Source organism: Streptomyces sp. CB03238, from assembly GCF_002099185.1.
Lineage (GTDB): Bacteria > Actinomycetota > Actinomycetes > Streptomycetales > Streptomycetaceae > Streptomyces.
Genome location: NZ_NBCN01000012.1, coordinates 149,993 through 167,657, shown reverse-complemented (window position 1 = coordinate 167,657; position 17,665 = coordinate 149,993). Strand labels below are relative to the sequence as shown.

Sequence of the window (17,665 nt, the reverse complement as noted above, 5' to 3'; positions counted from 1 at the left end):
TGCTTGTGCATGCGTTCACGAGGGTCACTCCCAGCGGAAGAAGCGCGCCGCCGCACCCAGTCCGGCGACCGCCCACACGGTCAGGATCCCCGCCGCGCCCCACGGCATCGGCGCGCCGCCCTGGAGCACGTCCCGCAGCCCGTCCGACAGCGCCGAGATCGGGAGAAGCTCCAGCACCGCCCGTGCCGCGCCGGGGAACTTCTCCAGCGGCACGATCACCCCGCCGCCCACCAGGAGCAGCAGGAACACCAGGTTCGCGGCGGCCAGCGTCGCCTCGGCCTTCAGCGTCCCGGCCATCAGCAGACCGAGCCCGGAGAACGCCGCCGTACCGAGCAGGAGGAGCAGCAGGACGGACAGGGGGTTGCCGTGCGGCGACCAGCCCAGCGACAGCGCGATCACCGTCAGCAGCGCGATCTGGAGGACCTCGGTGACCAGGACCGAGGCGGTCTTGGCCGTCATCAGCGCCCAGCGGGGCAGCGGTGACGCGCCCAGGCGCTTGAGCACCCCGTACCGCCGCTCGAAGCCGGTCGCGATGGCCTGGCCGGTGAAGGCCGTCGACATCACGGCGAGCGCCAGGACGCCGGGCGCGAGGAAGTCCACGGCCTTCCCGCTGCCCGTGTCGATGATGTCGACCGTCGAGAACAGCACGAGGAGGAGCGAGGGGATGATCACGGTGAGCAGCAGCTGCTCGCCGTTGCGCAGCAGCATCTTCGTCTCGAACGCGGCCTGCGCGGTGATCATCCGCCAGACCGGCGCCGCGCCGGGCTTGGGCGTGTAGGTCCCGGCACTCATGAACGCAGCTCCTTGCCGGTCAGTTCCAGGAAGACGTCTTCGAGGGTGTGCCGCTCGACCGCGATGCCGTCCGGCATCACCCCGTGCTGGGCGCACCACGTGGTGACCGTGGCCAGCAGCTGCGGGTCCACCGTGCCGCTGATGCGGTACGCGCCCGGCGTCAGCTCGGCGGCCGCGGTGCCGTCCGGGAGGGCCTTCAGCAGGGAGCCGAGGTCCAGGCCGGGGCGGCCGGTGAAGCGGAGGGTGTTCTCGGCGCCGCCCCGGCACAGTTCCTCGGGGCTGCCCTGGGCCACGACCCGGCCGGCGTCGATGATTGCGACGTCGTCGGCCAGCTCCTCCGCCTCGTCCATGAAGTGGGTGGTCAGGACGGTGGTGACGCCGTCGGCGCGCAGCTCGCGGATCAGCTGCCAGGTGGAGCGGCGGGCCTGCGGGTCGAGACCGGCGGTCGGCTCGTCGAGGAACACGAGCTCGGGGCGGCCGACGACGGCCATGGCGAGGGCCAGGCGCTGCTGCTGGCCGCCGGAGAGCCGCCGGTACGTCGTCCGGCCGCAGGAGCCGAGCCCGAGGCGCTCGATCAGGGCGTCCACGTCGAGGGGGTGGGCGTGCAGGGTGGCCATGTGGCGGAGCATCTCGTCGGCGCGGGCGCCGGAGTAGACGCCGCCGGACTGGAGCATCACGCCGATGCGGGGACGGAGGCGGGCCGCGTCGGCGACCGGGTCGAGGCCGAGGACGCGGACGGTGCCGGCGTCGGCGCGGCGGTAGCCCTCGCAGGTCTCGACGGTGGTGGTCTTGCCGGCCCCGTTGGGGCCCAGGACGGCGGTGACCGTGCCCGCCCGGACGTCGAGGTCGAGGCCGTTCACCGCGGTCTTGGTCCCGTACCGCTTGACCAGGCCCCGGACCTGGACGACGGACTCGTATCGCATGGCAAGGCAGTCTAGAGAGCCGGGCGGGGCGCCCCGTTCGGCGGGTGGCGTCCGGTATCGGCGAAACAGCCGGAAAGGGGCGTGGCGGGTCTCCTCGGCAGGTGCTCAGAGAGAGCGGCACTCCAGGCGGCGATCGGGCAAAACGGGCAGGTCAGGCCCGGTGGGCTGCGGGTCACGCACGGCGCCGACGCTGATCGTTTCCGCAGGTCAGGTTAGGTTTCCCTTAGTGATGCACGGCACCGTCCACCTGTCAGGACGTCGCTTGTCAGGCTCTGAGGAATTACGCAACAATGGCGTTGTGAAAAACGTCGGTGAGGCTCCCGCGGCTCCAGCGGAGGAACTCGCGACCGGGGAGCGCTCCACGCGCAACCGGGTCGCGCGGTCCATCCTGGATCACGGCCCGTCCACCGTGGCCGAGCTCGCGAAGCGGCTCGGCCTCACTCAGGCCGCCGTCCGCCGGCACCTCGACGCGCTGGTCGCCGACGACGTCGTCGCCCCGCGCGAGCAGCGCGTCTACGGCGCCCGCACCCGTGGCCGCCCGGCCAAGGTGTTCGCCCTGACCGACTGCGGCCGGGACGCCTTCGACCAGTCGTACGACTCGCTCGCCGTCGACGCGCTGCGCTGGATCGAGCGGAACGCGGGCGGTGAAGCCGCCGTCGCCGCGTTCGCCCGGGACCGGATCGAGGCCCAGGCGGAGGCGTACCGCGAGGCGGTCGAGGCGGCGGCGCCGGAGGAGCGTGCCGAGGCGCTCGCCAGGGCCCTGAGCGCCGACGGGTACGCTGCGACGGCGCGCAACGCGCCGGTCGGACAGCAGCTGTGCCAGCACCACTGCCCGGTCGCGCACGTCGCCGAGCAGTACCCGCAGCTGTGCGAGGCCGAGACCGAGATCTTCAGCCGTCTGCTCGGAACGCACGTGCAGCGACTGGCGACCATCGCCCATGGCGACGGGGTCTGCACGACGTACATCCCGCACACCACATCATCAGCATCTGCAAGCACGGCCGGGAGGAACCCCGCATGACCACCGAGATCAGCCACCCCGAGCTCGAGGGCCTGGGTCGGTACGAGTACGGCTGGGCCGACCCGGACGCCGCCGGAGCCGCTGCCAAGCGCGGTCTCTCCGAGGACGTCGTCCGCGACATCTCCGCGAAGAAGAACGAGCCCGAATGGATGCTGAAGCTGCGGCTGAAGGGTCTGCGCCTCTTCGACAAGAAGCCCATGCCGAACTGGGGCTCCGACCTGTCGGGCATCGACTTCGACAACATCAAGTACTTCGTCCGCTCCACCGAGAAGCAGGCGGCCTCCTGGGAGGACCTGCCCGAGGACATCAAGAACACGTACGACAAGCTCGGCATCCCCGAGGCGGAGAAGCAGCGCCTCGTCGCCGGTGTCGCGGCCCAGTACGAGTCGGAGGTCGTCTACCACCAGATCCGTGAGGACCTGGAGGAGCAGGGCGTCATCTTCCTCGACACCGACACCGCGCTCAAGGAGCACCCGGAGCTCTTCCAGGAGTACTTCGGCACGGTCATCCCGGTCGGCGACAACAAGTTCGCGTCGCTGAACACCGCGGTGTGGTCCGGCGGCTCGTTCATCTACGTCCCCAAGGGCGTGCACGTCGAGATCCCGCTCCAGGCCTACTTCCGTATCAACACGGAGAACATGGGCCAGTTCGAGCGGACGCTGATCATCGTCGACGAGGACGCCTACGTCCACTACGTCGAGGGCTGCACCGCCCCGATCTACTCCTCGGACTCGCTGCACAGCGCCGTCGTGGAGATCATCGTCAAGAAGGGCGGCCGCTGCCGCTACACGACGATCCAGAACTGGTCGAACAACGTCTACAACCTGGTCACCAAGCGCGCCGTGGCCTACGAGGGCGCGACCATGGAGTGGGTCGACGGCAACATCGGCTCCAAGGTGACGATGAAGTACCCGGCCGTCTACCTGATGGGCGAGCACGCCAAGGGCGAGACCCTGTCCATCGCCTTCGCGGGCGAGGGCCAGCACCAGGACGCCGGCGCCAAGATGGTCCACATGGCCCCGAACACCTCCTCCAACATCGTCTCCAAGTCGGTGGCGCGAGGCGGCGGCCGCACCTCCTACCGCGGTCTCATCGAGATCGGCGAGGGTGCGCCGGGCTCCAAGTCGAACGTGCTGTGCGACGCGCTGCTCGTCGACACGATCTCCCGCTCGGACACGTACCCGTACGTGGACGTCCGTGAGGACGACGTGTCCATGGGCCATGAGGCGACCGTCTCCAAGGTCTCCGAGGACCAGCTCTTCTACCTGATGAGCCGCGGACTGTCGGAGGACGAGGCCATGGCGATGATCGTGCGCGGCTTCGTCGAGCCGATCGCCAAGGAGCTGCCCATGGAGTACGCGCTCGAGCTCAACCGGCTGATCGAGCTGCAGATGGAAGGCGCGGTGGGCTGACCCGCCCAGCCGTATCGATCACGTCCCCGGGCTCACCCGGTGAGTCCAGTGAGCCGCCCGCAGGGCGCCCGGCCACGGCCGGGGCCGCCCCGCGGGCAGCGAACGCACCGAACGCAGAAAGCGAGCAGACCGACAGCCATGGCTGAGGCCCAGAATCTCCCGGCGGGCTCCACCACCGCCGGCTCCATCGCGGTGGCGGCCGAGTCCACCGTCGCGACCCGCATGAGCGCACCCCCGTCCTTCGACGTCGCGGACTTCCCCGTCCCGCACGGCCGCGAGGAGGAGTGGCGGTTCACGCCGCTGGAGCGGCTGCGCGGGCTCCACGACGGCACCGCGGTCGCCACCGGCGACGGCGTACGCGTCGAGGTGGAGGCGCCCGAGGGCGTCACGGTCGAGACCGTCGGCCGCGACGACGCCCGGCTCGGCAAGGCCGGCACCCCGGTGGACCGGGTCGCCGCCCAGGCGTACTCCGCCTTCGAGAAGGCCTCGGTCGTCACCGTGCCCAAGGAGACCGTGCTCACCGAGCCGATCCGCATCTCCGTGCACGGCGAGGGCGGCACCGCCTTCGGCCACCAGGTCGTCGAGCTCGGCGCGTTCGCCGAGGCCGTCGTGGTCATCGACCACACCGGTGACGCGGTACTCGCCGCCAACGTCGACTACCTGCTCGGCGACGGCGCCAAGCTCACCGTCGTCTCCATCCAGGACTGGGACGAGAAGGCCGTCCACGTCGGCCAGCACAACGCGCTGATCGGCCGCGACGCCTCCTTCAAGTCGGTCGTCGTCACCTTCGGCGGTGACCTCGTCCGCCTCCACCCGCGCGTGAAGTACGCCGCGACCGGCGGCGAGGCCGAGCTGTTCGGCCTGTACTTCACCGAGCAGGGCCAGCACCAGGAGCACCGTCTCCTCGTCGACCACAACACCCCGCACTGCAAGTCCAACGTCGCCTACAAGGGCGCGCTGCAGGGCGACAACGCCCACGCCGTGTGGATCGGTGACGTCCTCATCCAGGCCGCGGCCGAGGGCACCGACACGTACGAGATGAACCGCAACCTGGTCCTCACGGACGGCGCCCGCGTCGACTCCGTGCCGAACCTGGAGATCGAGACCGGCGAAATCGCCGGCGCCGGTCACGCGTCGGCCACCGGCCGCTTCGACGACGAGCAGCTCTTCTACCTGATGGCTCGCGGCATCCCGGAGACCGAGGCCCGCCGCCTCGTCGTCCGCGGCTTCTTCGCCGAGCTGGTCCAGCAGATCGGTCTGCCGGACGTCGAGGAGCGCCTCATCACCAAGATCGAGGCCGAGCTGGAGGCGTCCCTCTGATGCCCTTCGTCCGAGCCTGTGGGCTGAGCGAGCTGGAGGAGGACACCCCGAAGCGGGTGGAACTCGACGGCACGCCCATCTCCATCGTCCAGACCGAGGGCGAGGTGTTCGCGATCCACGACATCTGCTCGCACGCGAACGTCTCGCTGTCGGAGGGCGAGGTCGAGGACTGCCAGATCGAGTGCTGGCTGCACGGTTCAGCCTTCGACCTTCGTACCGGCAAGCCGTCCGGCCTTCCCGCGACGCGCCCCGTCCCCGTATACCCCGTCAAGATCGAAGGGGACGATGTGCTCGTCTCCGTCACCCAGGAGTCCTGAGTCACCCATGGCAACGCTTGAAATCCGCGACCTGCACGTCTCCGTCGAGGCCGACAACGCCACGAAGGAGATCCTCAAGGGCGTCGACCTGACCGTGAAGCAGGGCGAGACCCACGCCATCATGGGCCCCAACGGCTCCGGCAAGTCGACGCTCGCGTACTCCCTCGCCGGTCACCCCAAGTACACGATCACCAGCGGCACCGTCACCCTCGACGGCGAGGACGTCCTCGCGATGTCCGTCGACGAGCGGGCCCGCGCCGGCCTCTTCCTGGCCATGCAGTACCCGGTCGAGGTCCCGGGCGTCTCGGTGAGCAACTTCCTGCGCACCTCCGCCACCGCCATCCGCGGCGAGGCCCCCAAGCTGCGCACCTGGGTGAAGGAGGTCAAGGAGGCCATGGAGCGCCTCAACATGGACCCCGCCTTCGCCGAGCGCAACGTCAACGAGGGCTTCTCCGGCGGTGAGAAGAAGCGCCACGAGATCCTCCAGCTGGAGCTCCTCAAGCCGAAGGTCGCGATCCTCGACGAGACCGACTCCGGCCTGGACGTCGACGCGCTGCGCATCGTCTCCGAGGGCGTCAACCGCGTCCGCGAGAGCGGCCAGGTCGGCACCATGCTGATCACGCACTACACGCGCATCCTCCGCTACATCAAGCCGGACCACGTCCACGTCTTCTCCGCCGGCCGGATCGTCGAGTCGGGTGGCCCCGAGCTCGCCGACAAGCTGGAGAACGAGGGCTACGAGTCCTACACGAAGGGTGGCGTATCCGCGTGACACAGCTGCCGGGCCTCCTCGACACCGAGGCGCTCCGCAAGGACTTCCCGATTCTCGACCGGGTGCTCCACGACGGCAAGAAGCTCGTCTACCTGGACAACGCGGCGACGTCGCAGACGCCGCGCCAGGTCATCGACGCCGTCAGCGAGTACTACGAGCGGCACAACGCCAATGTGCACCGCGGCGTGCATGTGCTGGCCGAGGAGGCCACGGCGCTGTACGAGGGAGCGCGTGACAAGGTCGCCGCCTTCATCAACGCGCCCAGCCGGGACGAGGTGATCTTCACCAAGAACGCTTCGGAGTCGCTCAACCTCGTCGCCAACATGCTGGGCTGGGCCGACGAGCCCTACCGGGTCGACCACGAGACCGAGATCGTCATCACGGAGATGGAGCACCACTCCAACATCGTTCCGTGGCAGCTGCTCGCGCAGCGCACCGGCGCGAAGCTGAAGTGGTTCGGCCTGACCGACGACGGCCGCCTCGACCTGTCGAACATCGAAGAGATCATCACGGAGAAGACGAAGATCGTCTCCTTCACGCTGGTCTCCAACATCCTGGGCACCGTCAACCCGGTCGAGGCGATAGTGCGCCGCGCCCAGGACGTCGGCGCCCTGGTACTGATCGACGCCTCGCAGGCCGCCCCGCACATGGTGCTGGACGTGCAGGCCCTCCAGGCCGACTTCGTCGCCTTCACCGGCCACAAGATGTGCGGCCCGACCGGCATCGGTGTGCTCTGGGGCCGCCAGGAGCTGCTGGAGGACCTCCCGCCGTTCCTCGGCGGCGGCGAGATGATCGAGACCGTGTCGATGAGCTCGTCGACGTACGCCCCGGCGCCGCACAAGTTCGAGGCGGGGACGCCCCCGATCGCGCAGGCCGTCGGTCTCGGCGCGGCCGTGGACTACCTCACCTCGATCGGCATGGAGAACATCGCGCGCCATGAGCACGCGATCACCGAGTACGCGGTCCGCCGCCTCCAGGAGGTCCCGGACCTGCGGATCATCGGCCCGGTGACGGCCGAGGACCGCGGCGCGGCGATCTCCTTCGTGCTGGGTGACATCCACCCGCACGACGTGGGCCAGGTCCTCGACGAGCAGGGCATCGCGGTCCGGGTCGGTCACCACTGCGCGCGGCCCGTCTGCCTCAGGTACGGAATTCCTGCGACCACGCGGGCGTCGTTCTATCTGTACTCCACGCCGGCCGAGGTCGACGCCTTGGTCGACGGCCTGGAGCACGTCCGGAACTTCTTCGGCTAGGAGCGGGTGTGAAGCTGGATTCGATGTACCAGGACGTCATCCTGGACCACTACAAGCACCCGCACGGGCGGGGCTTGCGGGACGGCGACGCCGAGGTGCACCACGTCAACCCGACGTGCGGCGACGAGATCACGCTGCGCGTCAAGTACGACGGGTCGCGCATCGCGGACGTGTCGTACGAGGGGCAGGGCTGCTCCATCAGCCAGGCATCCGCCTCGGTCCTGAATGAACTGCTCGTCGGCAAGGAACTCGCCGAGGCGCAGAAGATCCAGGCCACCTTCCTGGAGCTGATGCAGTCCAAGGGCAGGATCGAGCCCGACGACGCGATGGAGGAGGTGCTGGAGGACGCGGTCGCGTTCGCCGGTGTCTCGAAGTACCCGGCCCGGGTGAAGTGCGCCCTGCTGAGCTGGATGGCCTGGAAGGACGCGACGGCCCAGGCGATGGGTGACGGCGCGGAGAGGAAGACGGCATGAGCGAGAACGAGACGGTTGCCATGAAGCCGGCGTCCGAGGAGGAGGTCCGCGAGGCGCTGTACGACGTCGTCGACCCCGAGCTGGGCATCGACGTCGTCAACCTCGGCCTCATCTACGGCATCCACATCGACGACTCCAACATCGCGACCCTGGACATGACGCTGACGTCCGCGGCCTGCCCGCTGACCGATGTGATCGAGGACCAGGCGAAGTCCGCGACGGAGGGCATCGTCAGCGAGCTGAAGATCAACTGGGTCTGGATGCCGCCGTGGGGTCCGGACAAGATCACCGACGACGGCCGGGAGCAGCTGCGCGCGCTCGGCTTCAACGTCTGAGGTTCCCTCCCGTACCGGGTGTGACGGTCATGCCCTCCCCTGCTCGACGAGCAGAGGAGGGCATGACCGTTTTCTGTGCCCGCCGTCGAGCCGACTGATGTGTACGCTCGTACACATGGGATACGGACTGCTCGCCGCGGCCATCGCGGCGGAGGTGGCCGGCACGACGGCCATGAAGTACAGCGACGGCTTCACCCGGCTGTGGCCCTCGCTGATCACCGTCGCGGGCTACCTGCTCGCCTTCACCCTGCTCGCCCAGACGCTCAAGACGCTGTCCGTCGGCACCGCGTACGCGATCTGGGCGGGCATCGGCACCGCCGCCGTCGCGGCGATCGGGATGCTGTTCCTGGGGGAGTCGACCAGCCTGGTCAAGGTCGCCGGCATCGCCCTCGTCATCGCCGGCGTGGTCGTCCTCAACCTCGGCGGGGCCCACTGATGGCGCCGCGTGCGCCGCGCGCACCCCGCCGGTACGACCCCGACCGGCGCCGCCGCATCATCGACGCGGCCATCCGCGTCGTCGGGCGCGGCGGCATCGCGGGGCTCAGCCACCGCACGGTGGCGGCCGAGGCGGACGTGCCGCTCGGCTCGACGACGTACCACTTCGCCTCCCTCGACGAACTGCTCGTCGCCGCGCTGCGCCAGGCGGGCGAGGGGTTCGCCGGGGCCCTCCGCGACAGCGGGGCGCTCACCGACCCCGAGGCGGACCTCGCGGCGGAGCTCGCCCGGCTGACCGGGCGGTGGCTCGGCGGCGAGCGCACGGGCGTGGAGCTGGAGTACGAGCTGTACCTCGCCGCGCTGCGGCGCCCGGCGCTGCGCCCGGTGGCCGCCGAGTGGACCGACGGCGTGGTGGCCGCCCTGTCCGCCAGGACGGACCCGGCCACCGCCCGCGCGCTGGTCGCCCTGATGGACGGGATCTGCCTCCAGGTTCTGCTGACGGACACGGTGTACGACGAGGGGTACGCCGCCGAGATGCTGGGCCGGCTGCTCGCGTGAACCCCACCGTGCCCTGCGGGGAACAGAGGGTGTGACCACACCCGCCAGAGACGGAGACTCCGTGAACGGCCCACCCGGCACCGCCGGCGACGGCGACGACGACTCCACCGTCATAGCCGACTCCCTGGACCGCCCGGAGGCCTTCGCCGAGCTGTACCACAGGTACGCCGCCGACATCCACCGGTACGCCACCCGGCGGCTCGGCGACGCGGCCGCCGACGACATCACGGCCGACACCTTCCTCGCCGCCTTCCGGGGCCGCGCGCGCTACGACCAGGGCCGCGCCAACGCCCGCCCCTGGCTGTACGGCATCGCCGCCAACCTGATCGGCAAGCAGCGCCGCACCGAGGTGCGCGCCCTCAACGCGCTGGCCCGCACCGGCCACGACCCGGTCGCCGAGTCGTGGGTCGACCACGCCGACGACCGGGTCACCGCCCAGGCCGCCCACGGCCCCCTCGCCGGTGCGCTGGCGTCCCTGCCGGGCGGCGACCGGCACGTGCTGCTGCTCGTCGCCTGGGCGGACCTGACGTACCAGGAGGTCGCCGAGGCGCTCTCCATCCCCGTCGGCACGGTCCGCTCTCGGCTCAACCGGGCGCGCAAGAAGGTACGGGCCGCGCTCGGCGACAGTGACCCCACCCTCGTACACGACTTCGCTGCGGAGGTCACCCATGGATGAGATGCGAACGCTCCAGGACTTCCGCGCGGACGCCCCCACCCCCGACCGCGCCCGCCTCGCCCCCGGCCACCAACGCCTCCTCGACGAGGCCGGCCGCCCCCGGCGGCGCCCGTGGGGCGGGCGGCTGCTCGTGGCGGCGGGCGCCGCGGCGGCGGTGACCGCGGTGGCGACGCTCGCCACGCTGCTGCCGGCCGGGCAGGAGCCGGAGGCCCCGGCGGCCAAGCCGCGGGCGGACCAATGGGTCTACCGGAAGACCGAGTGGCGGATGGTGAACTGCGGCTTCGGAGCAAGCGGCCACGACAACATGGAAGCGCTCAGCGTGAACCTCCACTACAGGAAGGGGGAAATGCCCTGTGACCTGCATAGCCGGCGGTCAGACCTGGAGGAGGCATGGGGGCGCTACGACGGCTGGAACGAGTTCATGCGCTCGGAGGTGCCCCCCGCGCAGACCCCGGTGGGCGCCAGGGAGGGAGCGGGCGGGACCGACATCCTCGCCCCCCGGCAGTCGGACGCGCTCGTGGAGGACCTGCCGGACGACACCGAAGCCGCCCTCGTCCTGATCCGGAAGCGGTCCGTCCCCAGCCGGTTGAGCAGCGCGTGGCGGCTGACTCAGGCGCAGCGCGACTTCAAGGAGATCGCGGAGGTCCTGGCGACGGCGACCACGATGCCCGAGGAAAAGGGGAGGCTGCTGATCCGGACCGCCGGGAAGCTGCCGGGGGCCAAGGTGACGTCCACCGTCGTGCCGGACGGGAAGGAGGCCCTCATGGCGCTGGGAGTCGAAGGCAACTACCGCGACTACTCCTACGAGCGGAACACCTTCGAGGTGCTGTTCGACCCGGAGACCCAGGCATTCCGGGGCTTCCGGATCGTGGCCGGGATCGGCTACTACGTCGGCGGCAAGAAGTCCGGCGGCCCCTACGTGGCCAAGGGCACCGTTCTCGCCACTGCCATGCGCGTCACGACCAAGGTCGTCGACGCGCGCGGCGTGCGCTCCTGACCCACCCCGATCGGTCGCCCGCCCCGGTACGGGGGTCCCGGGCGGGCGACCGGCCGGGGCGCATGGCCGGGGCGCATGGCCGGGGCGCACGGCGGGGGCGCATGGCTGGGGCTCACGGCCGGGGCGACCGGGAGGTGAGACCGGTTCGCCCGGACGGTGGCGCGGCGGTTAGGTTTCTGGCATGACTTCTGCACCTCGTACCACCGGCGCCGTCGCCGCCGGCCTTGCCACCATCGCCGGCGACGGCACCGTTCTCGACACCTGGTTCCCCGCTCCCGAGCTCGTCGCCGAGCCCGGGCCCTCGGGGACCGAGCGGCTCACCTCCGACCAGGCCGTGAACCTCCTCGGCGAAGGCGCCGCCAAGGCCATCCGCGTCGACGCCCGCCGCGGCGTCGAGGTCGTCGCCGTACGCACGGTCATCGCCTCGCTCGACGACAAGCCGCTCGACACCCACGACGTCTACCTGCGTCTGCACCTGCTCAGCCACCGGCTCGTCACGCCGCACGGGCAGAGCCTGGACGGGATCTTCGGGCTGCTGGCGAACGTGGCGTGGACCAGCCTCGGACCCGTCGCCGTCGACGACATCGAGAAGGTCCGGCTGAACGCCCGCGCCGAGGGCCTGCACCTTCAGGTCACCAGCATCGACAAGTTCCCGCGCATGACGGACTACGTCGCGCCCAAGGGCGTACGCATCGCCGACGCCGACCGCGTGCGGCTCGGCGCGCACCTCGCCTCCGGGACCACCGTCATGCACGAGGGCTTCGTGAACTTCAACGCCGGCACGCTCGGCAGCTCCATGGTCGAGGGCCGCATCTCCGCGGGCGTCGTCATCGGCGACGGCACCGACATCGGTGGCGGCGCCTCCACCATGGGCACCCTCTCCGGTGGCGGCAACGTCATCATCTCCATCGGCGAGCGCTGCCTGATCGGCGCCGAGGCGGGCGTCGGCATCGCGCTCGGCGACGAGTGCGTCGTCGAGGCCGGTCTGTACGTCACGGCGGGCACGCGGGTGACCATGCCGGACGGGCAGATCGTCAAGGCCCGTGAGCTGTCCGGCGCCTCCAACATCCTCTTCCGCCGCAACTCGGTCACCGGCACCGTCGAGGCCCGGCCGAACAACGCGGTGTGGGGCGGCCTCAACGACATCCTCCACAGCCACAACTGATTCGTGTGATTGTGCGTAACCTTTCCGCCAGTCGGGTGGATAAGCAGGTTGCGCACAGTCACACGAACCGGCAAACGGGCAACCCGGCAAGGCGAGGAACGTATATGAACACCAGCAGGCTGATCGCTCTGGGCGTGCTCGCGCTGGGCGCGGTCCTTCCGGCTGTCGTCGCGCTGCCGTCGGGCGTCGCCCACGCGGACGAGACGCACCACGGCTCCGACAACGGACACCGCATCGCCCTGCTGTCGATCGGCCAGGTCGACGACCCGATGGAGGACGTGCTGGAGCACGTCGCCATCCTCGGTCACAACAAAGTCGTCGGCTCCTGAACCAGTTCCTCGTACGCCGCCCGCAGCCCGTCGACCGCCTCCCGGTCGGCGGGCTGCAGCGGTTCGCGGACCGGGCCCGCGTCCAGCAGCGCCTTCACCGTCACCGTGCCCGGCAGCCCGGACGCCATCATCAGCTCCGCCAGCTCCATGACGACCTGGTTGAGCCGGGCGGCCCGCGCGGTGTCGCCCGCGTCGAACGCGTCCAGCACCGCCCGCATCTGACGGGGCGCCACATTGGCCACCGTACTGATGAAACCCGCGCCGCCGATCGCGTACAGCGGCAGGTTCATCTCCTCGCAGCCCGAGTAGTACGCCAGTGACGTGCGGGCCAGGACCTTCGTGGAGCCGAGCAGGTCGTAGGTGCAGTCCTTGACGGCCACGACCCGCGGGTGCTCCGCCAGCCGCAGCACCGTCTCCGGCTCGATGCGCGTGCCGGTGCGGGCGGGGATGTCGTACAGCGCCAGGGGCAGGCCCGTCGCGTCCGCCACTCGCCGGAAGTGGGCCTCGACGGCCGCCTGGGGTGGGCGGCTGTAGTACGGGGGGATCACCAGCAGGCCGTCCGCACCCGCCCGCTCCGCCTGGCGGGCCAGTTCCACCGTGTGCGCCGTGTCCGCGGTGCCCACGCCCGCGACGAGCGGGGTGCCCGGGCCGAGCGCGTCCCGCACCGCCCGCAAGAGCGCCGCCTTCTCGGCGTCCGTGGTGGTCGGGGACTCGCCTGTCGTTCCGTTGAGCACCAGGCCGTCGCAGCCCTGGGCCATCAGGTCGGCGGCGAGCTTCTGTGCCCGGTCCAGGTCGAGGGCCCCGGCGGCGGTGAAGGGCGTGACCATCGCGCACAGGGCGCGGCCGAAGGGGCGGGGAGGTGACGTGGTGAGGGGCATGGCCGCAGTCTGTGGCCCAGGAAAGTGTAGGTCTACTTAGTTCTTCTTGGGGTGAAGGGCAAGTGTTGCTGAAGGATCGGCTGGTTCCGGCATCGCTCGGCGGGGTACCCGGAGCTTCCCGTACGAGATGGGAGGCGATCCGCGTGGCCGGAGAACCGTCGGTCGGCGAGCTGGTGAAGCAGGCGTCGGAACAGCTCTCCGACCTGGTGAAGACCGAGATGCGCACCGCGCAGGCCGAGATGATGCAGAAGGGGAAACGCGCGGGCAAGGGCGGCGGGATGCTGGGGGCCGCGGCGGCCGTCGGCTACGTCGGGCTCATCGGCGTGTGGGCCAGCGTGGCCGCCGCGCTGGCGATCCCGCTCGACGTCTGGCTCGCCGTGCTCATCGCGACCGTCCTGTTCCTGGCGGTCGCCGGGGTGCTCGCCCTGCTGGGCCGTGCGCAGCTGAAACGCGCGGTGCCGCCCAAACCGGAGCGGGCGATCGACGGTGTGCGTTCGGACGTCCACGAGATCAAGGAGAGGGTCCACCGATGACACGGGACACGCCCCACCGCCCGGGACCTGACGAGCTCCGCCTCCAGGCGGCACGCAAACGGCAGGAACTGGGCGAGACCATCGACCAGCTGATGGCCAAGACGGACGTGAAGGCGCGCGCCGCCCACCTGGTGCACGACAAGACCCCGGAACCGGTACGCGAACACCCGCGCCGGCTCCTCGCGGCGGTCGCCGCGGTCGTCGTCGCGGGCGTGGTGCTCTGGCAGCTGCGGCGCACCGGGAAGTGGGGGTGACGCCGATGACGCGCCAGAAGGACCGGAAGGACCAGAAGAAGAAAAAGAAGAAGAAGCAGAAGATGCTCTACCGGCCCGTCGGCATCCTGCTCGGCATGGCGAGCGGCGCCGCGGCCAGCGCGCTCTTCGCACGCGCCTGGGCGATGATCGGCAGCGGCGACGCCCCGGACGCCATGGACGAGGAACGGAAGTGGAAGGAGATCCTGCTGGCGGCGGCCGTGGAAGGTGCGATCTTCGCGGTGGTCAAGGCCGCGGTGGACCGCGGCGGCGCGGTCGGCGTCCGCCGCCTGACCGGCACCTGGCCGGCCTGACGGGCCGGCCCCGGGGGCCGGCACCCCGCTCGCGGCGGGCGATGCCCAGCGAGCCGGAGAACCGGTGCGCGGCCGTGCGCTCCTCGTTGCCTCGTCAACCGGACCAGCGCGCAGCCGCGCACCCGCGCCCGTCCCACCGCACCCGCCGACTGTTGACCTCAACCGAGCTTGACCTTCGAGGATGGTCATGCGACCGCGCCCACGGGTGGTGCGGCGTCCGAGGAGGCATGACATGACCGTGATCAAGGTCAGCACCTGGCGCGTCGGTACACCGGAGCGGCAGCGGGCCGCCGTCGACGCCATCGCCAAGACGTGGGCGGGACGGGAGTGGCCGGACGTGGGGCCGCTCTCGTACAGCGTGTACACCGGTGAGGACGGGGACACCCTCCTGCACTACTCGCGGTGGCCGAGCGAGGAGGCGTACCAGGAGTTCTTCCGGTCCCACCGGGACGACCGGAACGGCGAGATCGACGCCGCCGTGCCCGGCATCGAGCGGGTCGGACTGCGCTCGTACGAGCTCTACCGCAGCGGCCGGCTGAACCCCGGCGACCCCCGCGTACCCGGCTGCGTGGTGATCGTCGACGTCGAGTTCGACGGGCCGGACGCCGACCGGCAACGGGCGTGGGTGGACGCGGTGTTCGAGGCCCTGGAGACCGACCCGAGCCCGCACCCCGGCGGGATCTCCGCGCACTTCCACGTCAGCCTCGACGGCACCCGCGTCCTCAACTACGCCGAGTGGGAGAGCGCCGAGGCGCACATCGAGGCGCTCGCCGCGCCCGGCGACGGGGTCGGGGCGGCGACACCGCAGTGGCGGAAGGTACGGACGTACCCCGGCGTGGTGGGTTCGGGCGTGCGGCGGTACACGCCCGCGCTGAGCCTCGGCGCGGGCGTGTACTGACAGGGGGTTACGGGCGGAAGCGCAGCACCTGCGGGTCGTGGTCGCTGTTCTGCTCGGCGAACTCGGCGTTGATGTGCACGCTGTCGTACTCGAAGCGGCGGATCGACGGGCTGGTCAGGATCTGGTCCAGCACCTGGCTGTTGCCCTGGTAGACGTACGAGTAGCGCTCGCTGCGCGGCAGCGACGTGACCGCCGCGTGGAGCGCGCCGCCGTCCGTGAGCGCCTTCGTCGTCTCGGAGAACTCGAAGTCGTTGATGTCGCCGAGGACGACGACGTCGGCGGTGCGCTGGACGTGCAGGATGTCCTTGACGAAGGCGTTGACGGCCTGCGCCTGCTGGAGGCGCTTGACCTCGGAGGAACGGTTCGGCGGCTGGCGGTGCGAGACCAGCGACTCGTCGCCGCCCTTCGAGCCGAAGTGGTTCGCGATGACGAAGACCGTACGGCCCCGGAAGGTGAACTCGCCGGCCAGCGGCTTACGGCTGTTGTCCCACGCCGGGTTCGCCGGGTCGATCCGGCCGGGGGAGTGGGTCAGGGCCGCCCGCCCCTTCTCCCGTACGACCCCGGTCGCGGTCGTCGCGTCACCGGCCGCGCGGTCGGTGAACGACACGCGCTCGGGGTTGAAGAGGAACACCTGGCGGATGTTGCCGCCCGGCTGGCCGCCGTCCTTGTTGTTGACGGGGTCGATGGTGCGCCACTCGTACGCCGGGCCGCCGGCCGCGACGATCGCGTCCGTGAACTTCTTCAGCGTCTGGTCGGCGGCGACCGTACCGTCGTTCTTGGCGCCGTTGTTGTCCTGGATCTCCTCCAGGGCGACGATGTCGGGCGACGCCAGGTTCTCCACGACGGCCTTGGCGAGCGCGTCGAACTTCGCCTGCGGGTCGGACGGGTCCAGGTTCTCGACGTTGTACGTCGCCACCGCCAGCTCGCTGCGGTGCTGCTTCTCGGTCGTCTCCCGCTCCAGGCCCCGGTCGGCGACCGTGCCGAGGGTACGGGCCGTGAGGGTGTAGCCGCCGTACTGGTTGAAGTCCAGCGGGCCCTCGGTCGTCCCGGTCAGCCAGTCGCCCACGTTCGCCTTCGGGAACGGCTGCTGGGCGATCGGGGTCAGCGACTGGATCTGGAGGCGGCCGGTGTTCTGGGAGGTGTACGAGCCGTAGACCGTGCCGCCGCGCCGGTTGTCGTTCTCGTCCGGCTTCACCGTCACCCACAGCTCGTGGTGCGGGCTGGTCGCGCCGACCACCCGGGAGGAGCCGATGCGGACGTTGGTGCCCTCCAGGGCCTCGTAGTGGTCCAGGGCGTACGAACCCGGCCGGAGGGTCCGGCCGTTGATGGAACCGCCGGCCGCCGGGTCGCCCTCGGGGGCGTACGCGGAGGGGACGGAGCGGGCGGTGATGGTGGTGGGCGAGGGGAGCGGGTTGCCGGAGGAGGTGACGGTGACGGTGGGCTTGGTGATCTGCGTGAGCGACTGGTTGCCGGAGGACGTGCCGCCGGGGACGTACTCGGTGACCGTGCCGGAGACGGTGACCGCGTCGCCGACGGCGACGGTCGGGACGGAGCCGGTGTAGACGAAGACGCCCTCGCTGGTGGCCGGGTTGTCGTCGCCCTGCGGGTCCTGGAACCAGAAGCCGCGCGAGCCGTACGTCCGTACGCCGGTGACGATGCCGGACACGCCACTGACCTGCTGCCCGGCCAGGGGGGATATGCGGGTGGCGCCCTGGATGTCGTGGATGCGTATCGCGCCGGCGGCGGTGTCGTCGGCCGTGGCGGTCGCCGTTCCCGCGGCGAGCAGCCCGGCGGCCAGGGCGGTGGCGACGACGGCCGAGACGGCGGCGGTTCTCGGCGCGGTTCTCGGCGCGGTTCTCGGCAGGGAGGAAGACATCACAGGGCTCCGATGAGGTCGTGGGAGGTACTGAGCGGTAGCTCTACGCGCGTCAATCTCTTGGCTGAGCACCGGCCTTGTCAAGGGTTCGCGGATGTACGGACTTTGACCGGTACATGAACTGCCAGGCATGCGCC

Annotated in this window: 22 protein-coding genes; 18 read left to right on the top strand and 4 right to left on the bottom strand. The window is 70.7% G+C overall.

Annotated features, from left to right (window positions below; genetic code table 11):
* Window positions 1–24: 24 nt before the first annotated feature.
* The gene (locus tag BKD26_RS23585) at window positions 25–792 is read right to left on the bottom strand and encodes an ABC transporter permease (protein ID WP_084901587.1); all 768 of its coding nucleotides are present in this window, start codon (window positions 790–792) and stop codon (window positions 25–27) included.
* Window positions 789–1,715, bottom strand: coding sequence for an ABC transporter ATP-binding protein (locus BKD26_RS23580; protein WP_084901584.1), 927 nt, complete (start codon window positions 1,713–1,715; stop codon window positions 789–791). The genes BKD26_RS23585 and BKD26_RS23580 overlap by 4 nt, the downstream gene beginning before the upstream one ends.
* Before the next feature lie 298 nt (window positions 1,716–2,013).
* Here BKD26_RS23580 and BKD26_RS23575 point away from each other — a divergent pair, with 298 nt between their 5' ends.
* The 14 genes from BKD26_RS23575 to BKD26_RS23510 all read left to right on the top strand — a co-directional run bounded on the left by BKD26_RS23575 (window position 2,014) and on the right by BKD26_RS23510 (window position 12,778).
* Window positions 2,014–2,736: a helix-turn-helix domain-containing protein gene (locus tag BKD26_RS23575; protein ID WP_084901581.1), complete on the top strand. Its 723-nt coding sequence runs from the start codon at window positions 2,014–2,016 to the stop codon at window positions 2,734–2,736.
* Window positions 2,733–4,148 carry a Fe-S cluster assembly protein SufB gene (sufB, locus tag BKD26_RS23570; protein WP_073752590.1) on the top strand — a complete coding sequence of 472 codons (1,416 nt, stop codon included), beginning with the start codon at window positions 2,733–2,735 and terminating at the stop codon, window positions 4,146–4,148. Before BKD26_RS23575 ends, sufB begins: the two co-directional genes overlap by 4 nt.
* 138 nt (window positions 4,149–4,286) lie before the next feature.
* Window positions 4,287–5,468, top strand: coding sequence for a Fe-S cluster assembly protein SufD (gene sufD, locus BKD26_RS23565; protein WP_084901578.1), 1,182 nt, complete (start codon window positions 4,287–4,289; stop codon window positions 5,466–5,468).
* A complete protein-coding gene (locus BKD26_RS23560; RefSeq protein WP_073752594.1) occupies window positions 5,468–5,785 on the top strand; it encodes a non-heme iron oxygenase ferredoxin subunit in 318 nt (105 codons plus the stop codon). Before sufD ends, BKD26_RS23560 begins: the two co-directional genes overlap by 1 nt.
* Window positions 5,786–5,792: 7 nt before the next feature.
* A complete protein-coding gene (sufC, locus tag BKD26_RS23555; protein ID WP_084901575.1) occupies window positions 5,793–6,557 on the top strand; it encodes a Fe-S cluster assembly ATPase SufC in 765 nt (254 codons plus the stop codon).
* Window positions 6,554–7,810 (top strand): cysteine desulfurase, encoded by a 1,257-nt coding sequence (locus BKD26_RS23550; protein WP_084901574.1) that lies wholly within the window; start codon window positions 6,554–6,556, stop codon window positions 7,808–7,810. The genes sufC and BKD26_RS23550 overlap by 4 nt, the downstream gene beginning before the upstream one ends.
* An 8-nt stretch (window positions 7,811–7,818) precedes the next feature.
* Window positions 7,819–8,283 carry a Fe-S cluster assembly sulfur transfer protein SufU gene (gene sufU / locus BKD26_RS23545; RefSeq protein WP_073752600.1) on the top strand — a complete coding sequence of 155 codons (465 nt, stop codon included), beginning with the start codon at window positions 7,819–7,821 and terminating at the stop codon, window positions 8,281–8,283.
* Complete coding sequence (locus BKD26_RS23540) at window positions 8,280–8,618, top strand: metal-sulfur cluster assembly factor (protein ID WP_084901571.1); 339 nt, start codon at window positions 8,280–8,282, stop codon at window positions 8,616–8,618. Before sufU ends, BKD26_RS23540 begins: the two co-directional genes overlap by 4 nt.
* Window positions 8,619–8,733: 115 nt before the next feature.
* Window positions 8,734–9,054, top strand: a complete 321-nt coding sequence (locus BKD26_RS23535; RefSeq protein WP_084901757.1) for a multidrug efflux SMR transporter — start codon at window positions 8,734–8,736, stop codon at window positions 9,052–9,054.
* The gene (locus BKD26_RS23530) at window positions 9,054–9,611 is read left to right on the top strand and encodes a TetR family transcriptional regulator (RefSeq protein WP_084901569.1); all 558 of its coding nucleotides are present in this window, start codon (window positions 9,054–9,056) and stop codon (window positions 9,609–9,611) included. The genes BKD26_RS23535 and BKD26_RS23530 overlap by 1 nt, the downstream gene beginning before the upstream one ends.
* A gap of 61 nt (window positions 9,612–9,672) precedes the next feature.
* Entirely contained in the window at window positions 9,673–10,287 is a 615-nt protein-coding gene (locus tag BKD26_RS23525) for an RNA polymerase sigma factor (RefSeq protein ID WP_084901566.1), read from the top strand.
* Window positions 10,280–11,284, top strand: coding sequence for a hypothetical protein (locus BKD26_RS23520; protein ID WP_143662699.1), 1,005 nt, complete (start codon window positions 10,280–10,282; stop codon window positions 11,282–11,284). Before BKD26_RS23525 ends, BKD26_RS23520 begins: the two co-directional genes overlap by 8 nt.
* A gap of 181 nt (window positions 11,285–11,465) precedes the next feature.
* Complete coding sequence (gene dapD, locus BKD26_RS23515) at window positions 11,466–12,449, top strand: 2,3,4,5-tetrahydropyridine-2,6-dicarboxylate N-succinyltransferase (protein WP_084901561.1); 984 nt, start codon at window positions 11,466–11,468, stop codon at window positions 12,447–12,449.
* Window positions 12,450–12,553: 104 nt separating this feature from the next.
* Entirely contained in the window at window positions 12,554–12,778 is a 225-nt protein-coding gene (locus tag BKD26_RS23510; RefSeq protein ID WP_084901559.1) for a hypothetical protein, read from the top strand.
* Here BKD26_RS23510 and dapA read toward each other — a convergent pair.
* Window positions 12,754–13,656, bottom strand: a complete 903-nt coding sequence (gene dapA / locus BKD26_RS23505; protein ID WP_084901557.1) for a 4-hydroxy-tetrahydrodipicolinate synthase — start codon at window positions 13,654–13,656, stop codon at window positions 12,754–12,756. The two genes, BKD26_RS23510 and dapA, sit on opposite strands and share 25 nt — an antisense overlap.
* 143 nt (window positions 13,657–13,799) lie before the next feature.
* Here dapA and BKD26_RS23500 point away from each other — a divergent pair, with 143 nt between their 5' ends.
* From BKD26_RS23500 to BKD26_RS23485, 4 genes are all read left to right on the top strand, one after another.
* Complete coding sequence (locus BKD26_RS23500; protein ID WP_241518793.1) at window positions 13,800–14,189, top strand: phage holin family protein; 390 nt, start codon at window positions 13,800–13,802, stop codon at window positions 14,187–14,189.
* Complete coding sequence (locus BKD26_RS23495; protein ID WP_084901554.1) at window positions 14,186–14,443, top strand: DUF3618 domain-containing protein; 258 nt, start codon at window positions 14,186–14,188, stop codon at window positions 14,441–14,443. The genes BKD26_RS23500 and BKD26_RS23495 overlap by 4 nt, the downstream gene beginning before the upstream one ends.
* Before the next feature lie 5 nt (window positions 14,444–14,448).
* A complete protein-coding gene (locus BKD26_RS23490; RefSeq protein WP_206603700.1) occupies window positions 14,449–14,754 on the top strand; it encodes a DUF4235 domain-containing protein in 306 nt (101 codons plus the stop codon).
* Window positions 14,755–14,986: 232 nt separating this feature from the next.
* Window positions 14,987–15,652: an antibiotic biosynthesis monooxygenase gene (locus BKD26_RS23485; RefSeq protein WP_241518792.1), complete on the top strand. Its 666-nt coding sequence runs from the start codon at window positions 14,987–14,989 to the stop codon at window positions 15,650–15,652.
* 7 nt (window positions 15,653–15,659) lie between these two features.
* On the opposite strand, the gene BKD26_RS23480 is transcribed toward BKD26_RS23485, so the two are convergent.
* A complete protein-coding gene (locus BKD26_RS23480) occupies window positions 15,660–17,528 on the bottom strand; it encodes an endonuclease/exonuclease/phosphatase family protein (protein WP_084901549.1) in 1,869 nt (622 codons plus the stop codon).
* Between the last annotated feature and the right edge of the window lie 137 nt (window positions 17,529–17,665).

Coding starts and splice junctions, on each gene's coding strand:
- BKD26_RS23580 (WP_084901584.1), bottom strand. CDS start 1,715: ATGCGATACGAGTCCGTCGTCCAGGTCCGGGGCCTGGTCAAGCGGTAC.
- BKD26_RS23485 (WP_241518792.1), top strand. CDS start 14,987: ATGACCGTGATCAAGGTCAGCACCTGGCGCGTCGGTACACCGGAGCGG.
- dapA (WP_084901557.1), bottom strand. CDS start 13,656: ATGCCCCTCACCACGTCACCTCCCCGCCCCTTCGGCCGCGCCCTGTGC.
- sufC (WP_084901575.1), top strand. CDS start 5,793: ATGGCAACGCTTGAAATCCGCGACCTGCACGTCTCCGTCGAGGCCGAC.
- BKD26_RS23535 (WP_084901757.1), top strand. CDS start 8,734: ATGGGATACGGACTGCTCGCCGCGGCCATCGCGGCGGAGGTGGCCGGC.
- sufB (WP_073752590.1), top strand. CDS start 2,733: ATGACCACCGAGATCAGCCACCCCGAGCTCGAGGGCCTGGGTCGGTAC.
- BKD26_RS23520 (WP_143662699.1), top strand. CDS start 10,280: ATGGATGAGATGCGAACGCTCCAGGACTTCCGCGCGGACGCCCCCACC.
- BKD26_RS23560 (WP_073752594.1), top strand. CDS start 5,468: ATGCCCTTCGTCCGAGCCTGTGGGCTGAGCGAGCTGGAGGAGGACACC.
- BKD26_RS23510 (WP_084901559.1), top strand. CDS start 12,554: ATGAACACCAGCAGGCTGATCGCTCTGGGCGTGCTCGCGCTGGGCGCG.
- dapD (WP_084901561.1), top strand. CDS start 11,466: ATGACTTCTGCACCTCGTACCACCGGCGCCGTCGCCGCCGGCCTTGCC.
- BKD26_RS23530 (WP_084901569.1), top strand. CDS start 9,054: ATGGCGCCGCGTGCGCCGCGCGCACCCCGCCGGTACGACCCCGACCGG.
- BKD26_RS23540 (WP_084901571.1), top strand. CDS start 8,280: ATGAGCGAGAACGAGACGGTTGCCATGAAGCCGGCGTCCGAGGAGGAG.
- sufD (WP_084901578.1), top strand. CDS start 4,287: ATGGCTGAGGCCCAGAATCTCCCGGCGGGCTCCACCACCGCCGGCTCC.
- BKD26_RS23495 (WP_084901554.1), top strand. CDS start 14,186: ATGACACGGGACACGCCCCACCGCCCGGGACCTGACGAGCTCCGCCTC.
- BKD26_RS23480 (WP_084901549.1), bottom strand. CDS start 17,528: ATGTCTTCCTCCCTGCCGAGAACCGCGCCGAGAACCGCGCCGAGAACC.
- BKD26_RS23490 (WP_206603700.1), top strand. CDS start 14,449: ATGACGCGCCAGAAGGACCGGAAGGACCAGAAGAAGAAAAAGAAGAAG.
- BKD26_RS23585 (WP_084901587.1), bottom strand. CDS start 792: ATGAGTGCCGGGACCTACACGCCCAAGCCCGGCGCGGCGCCGGTCTGG.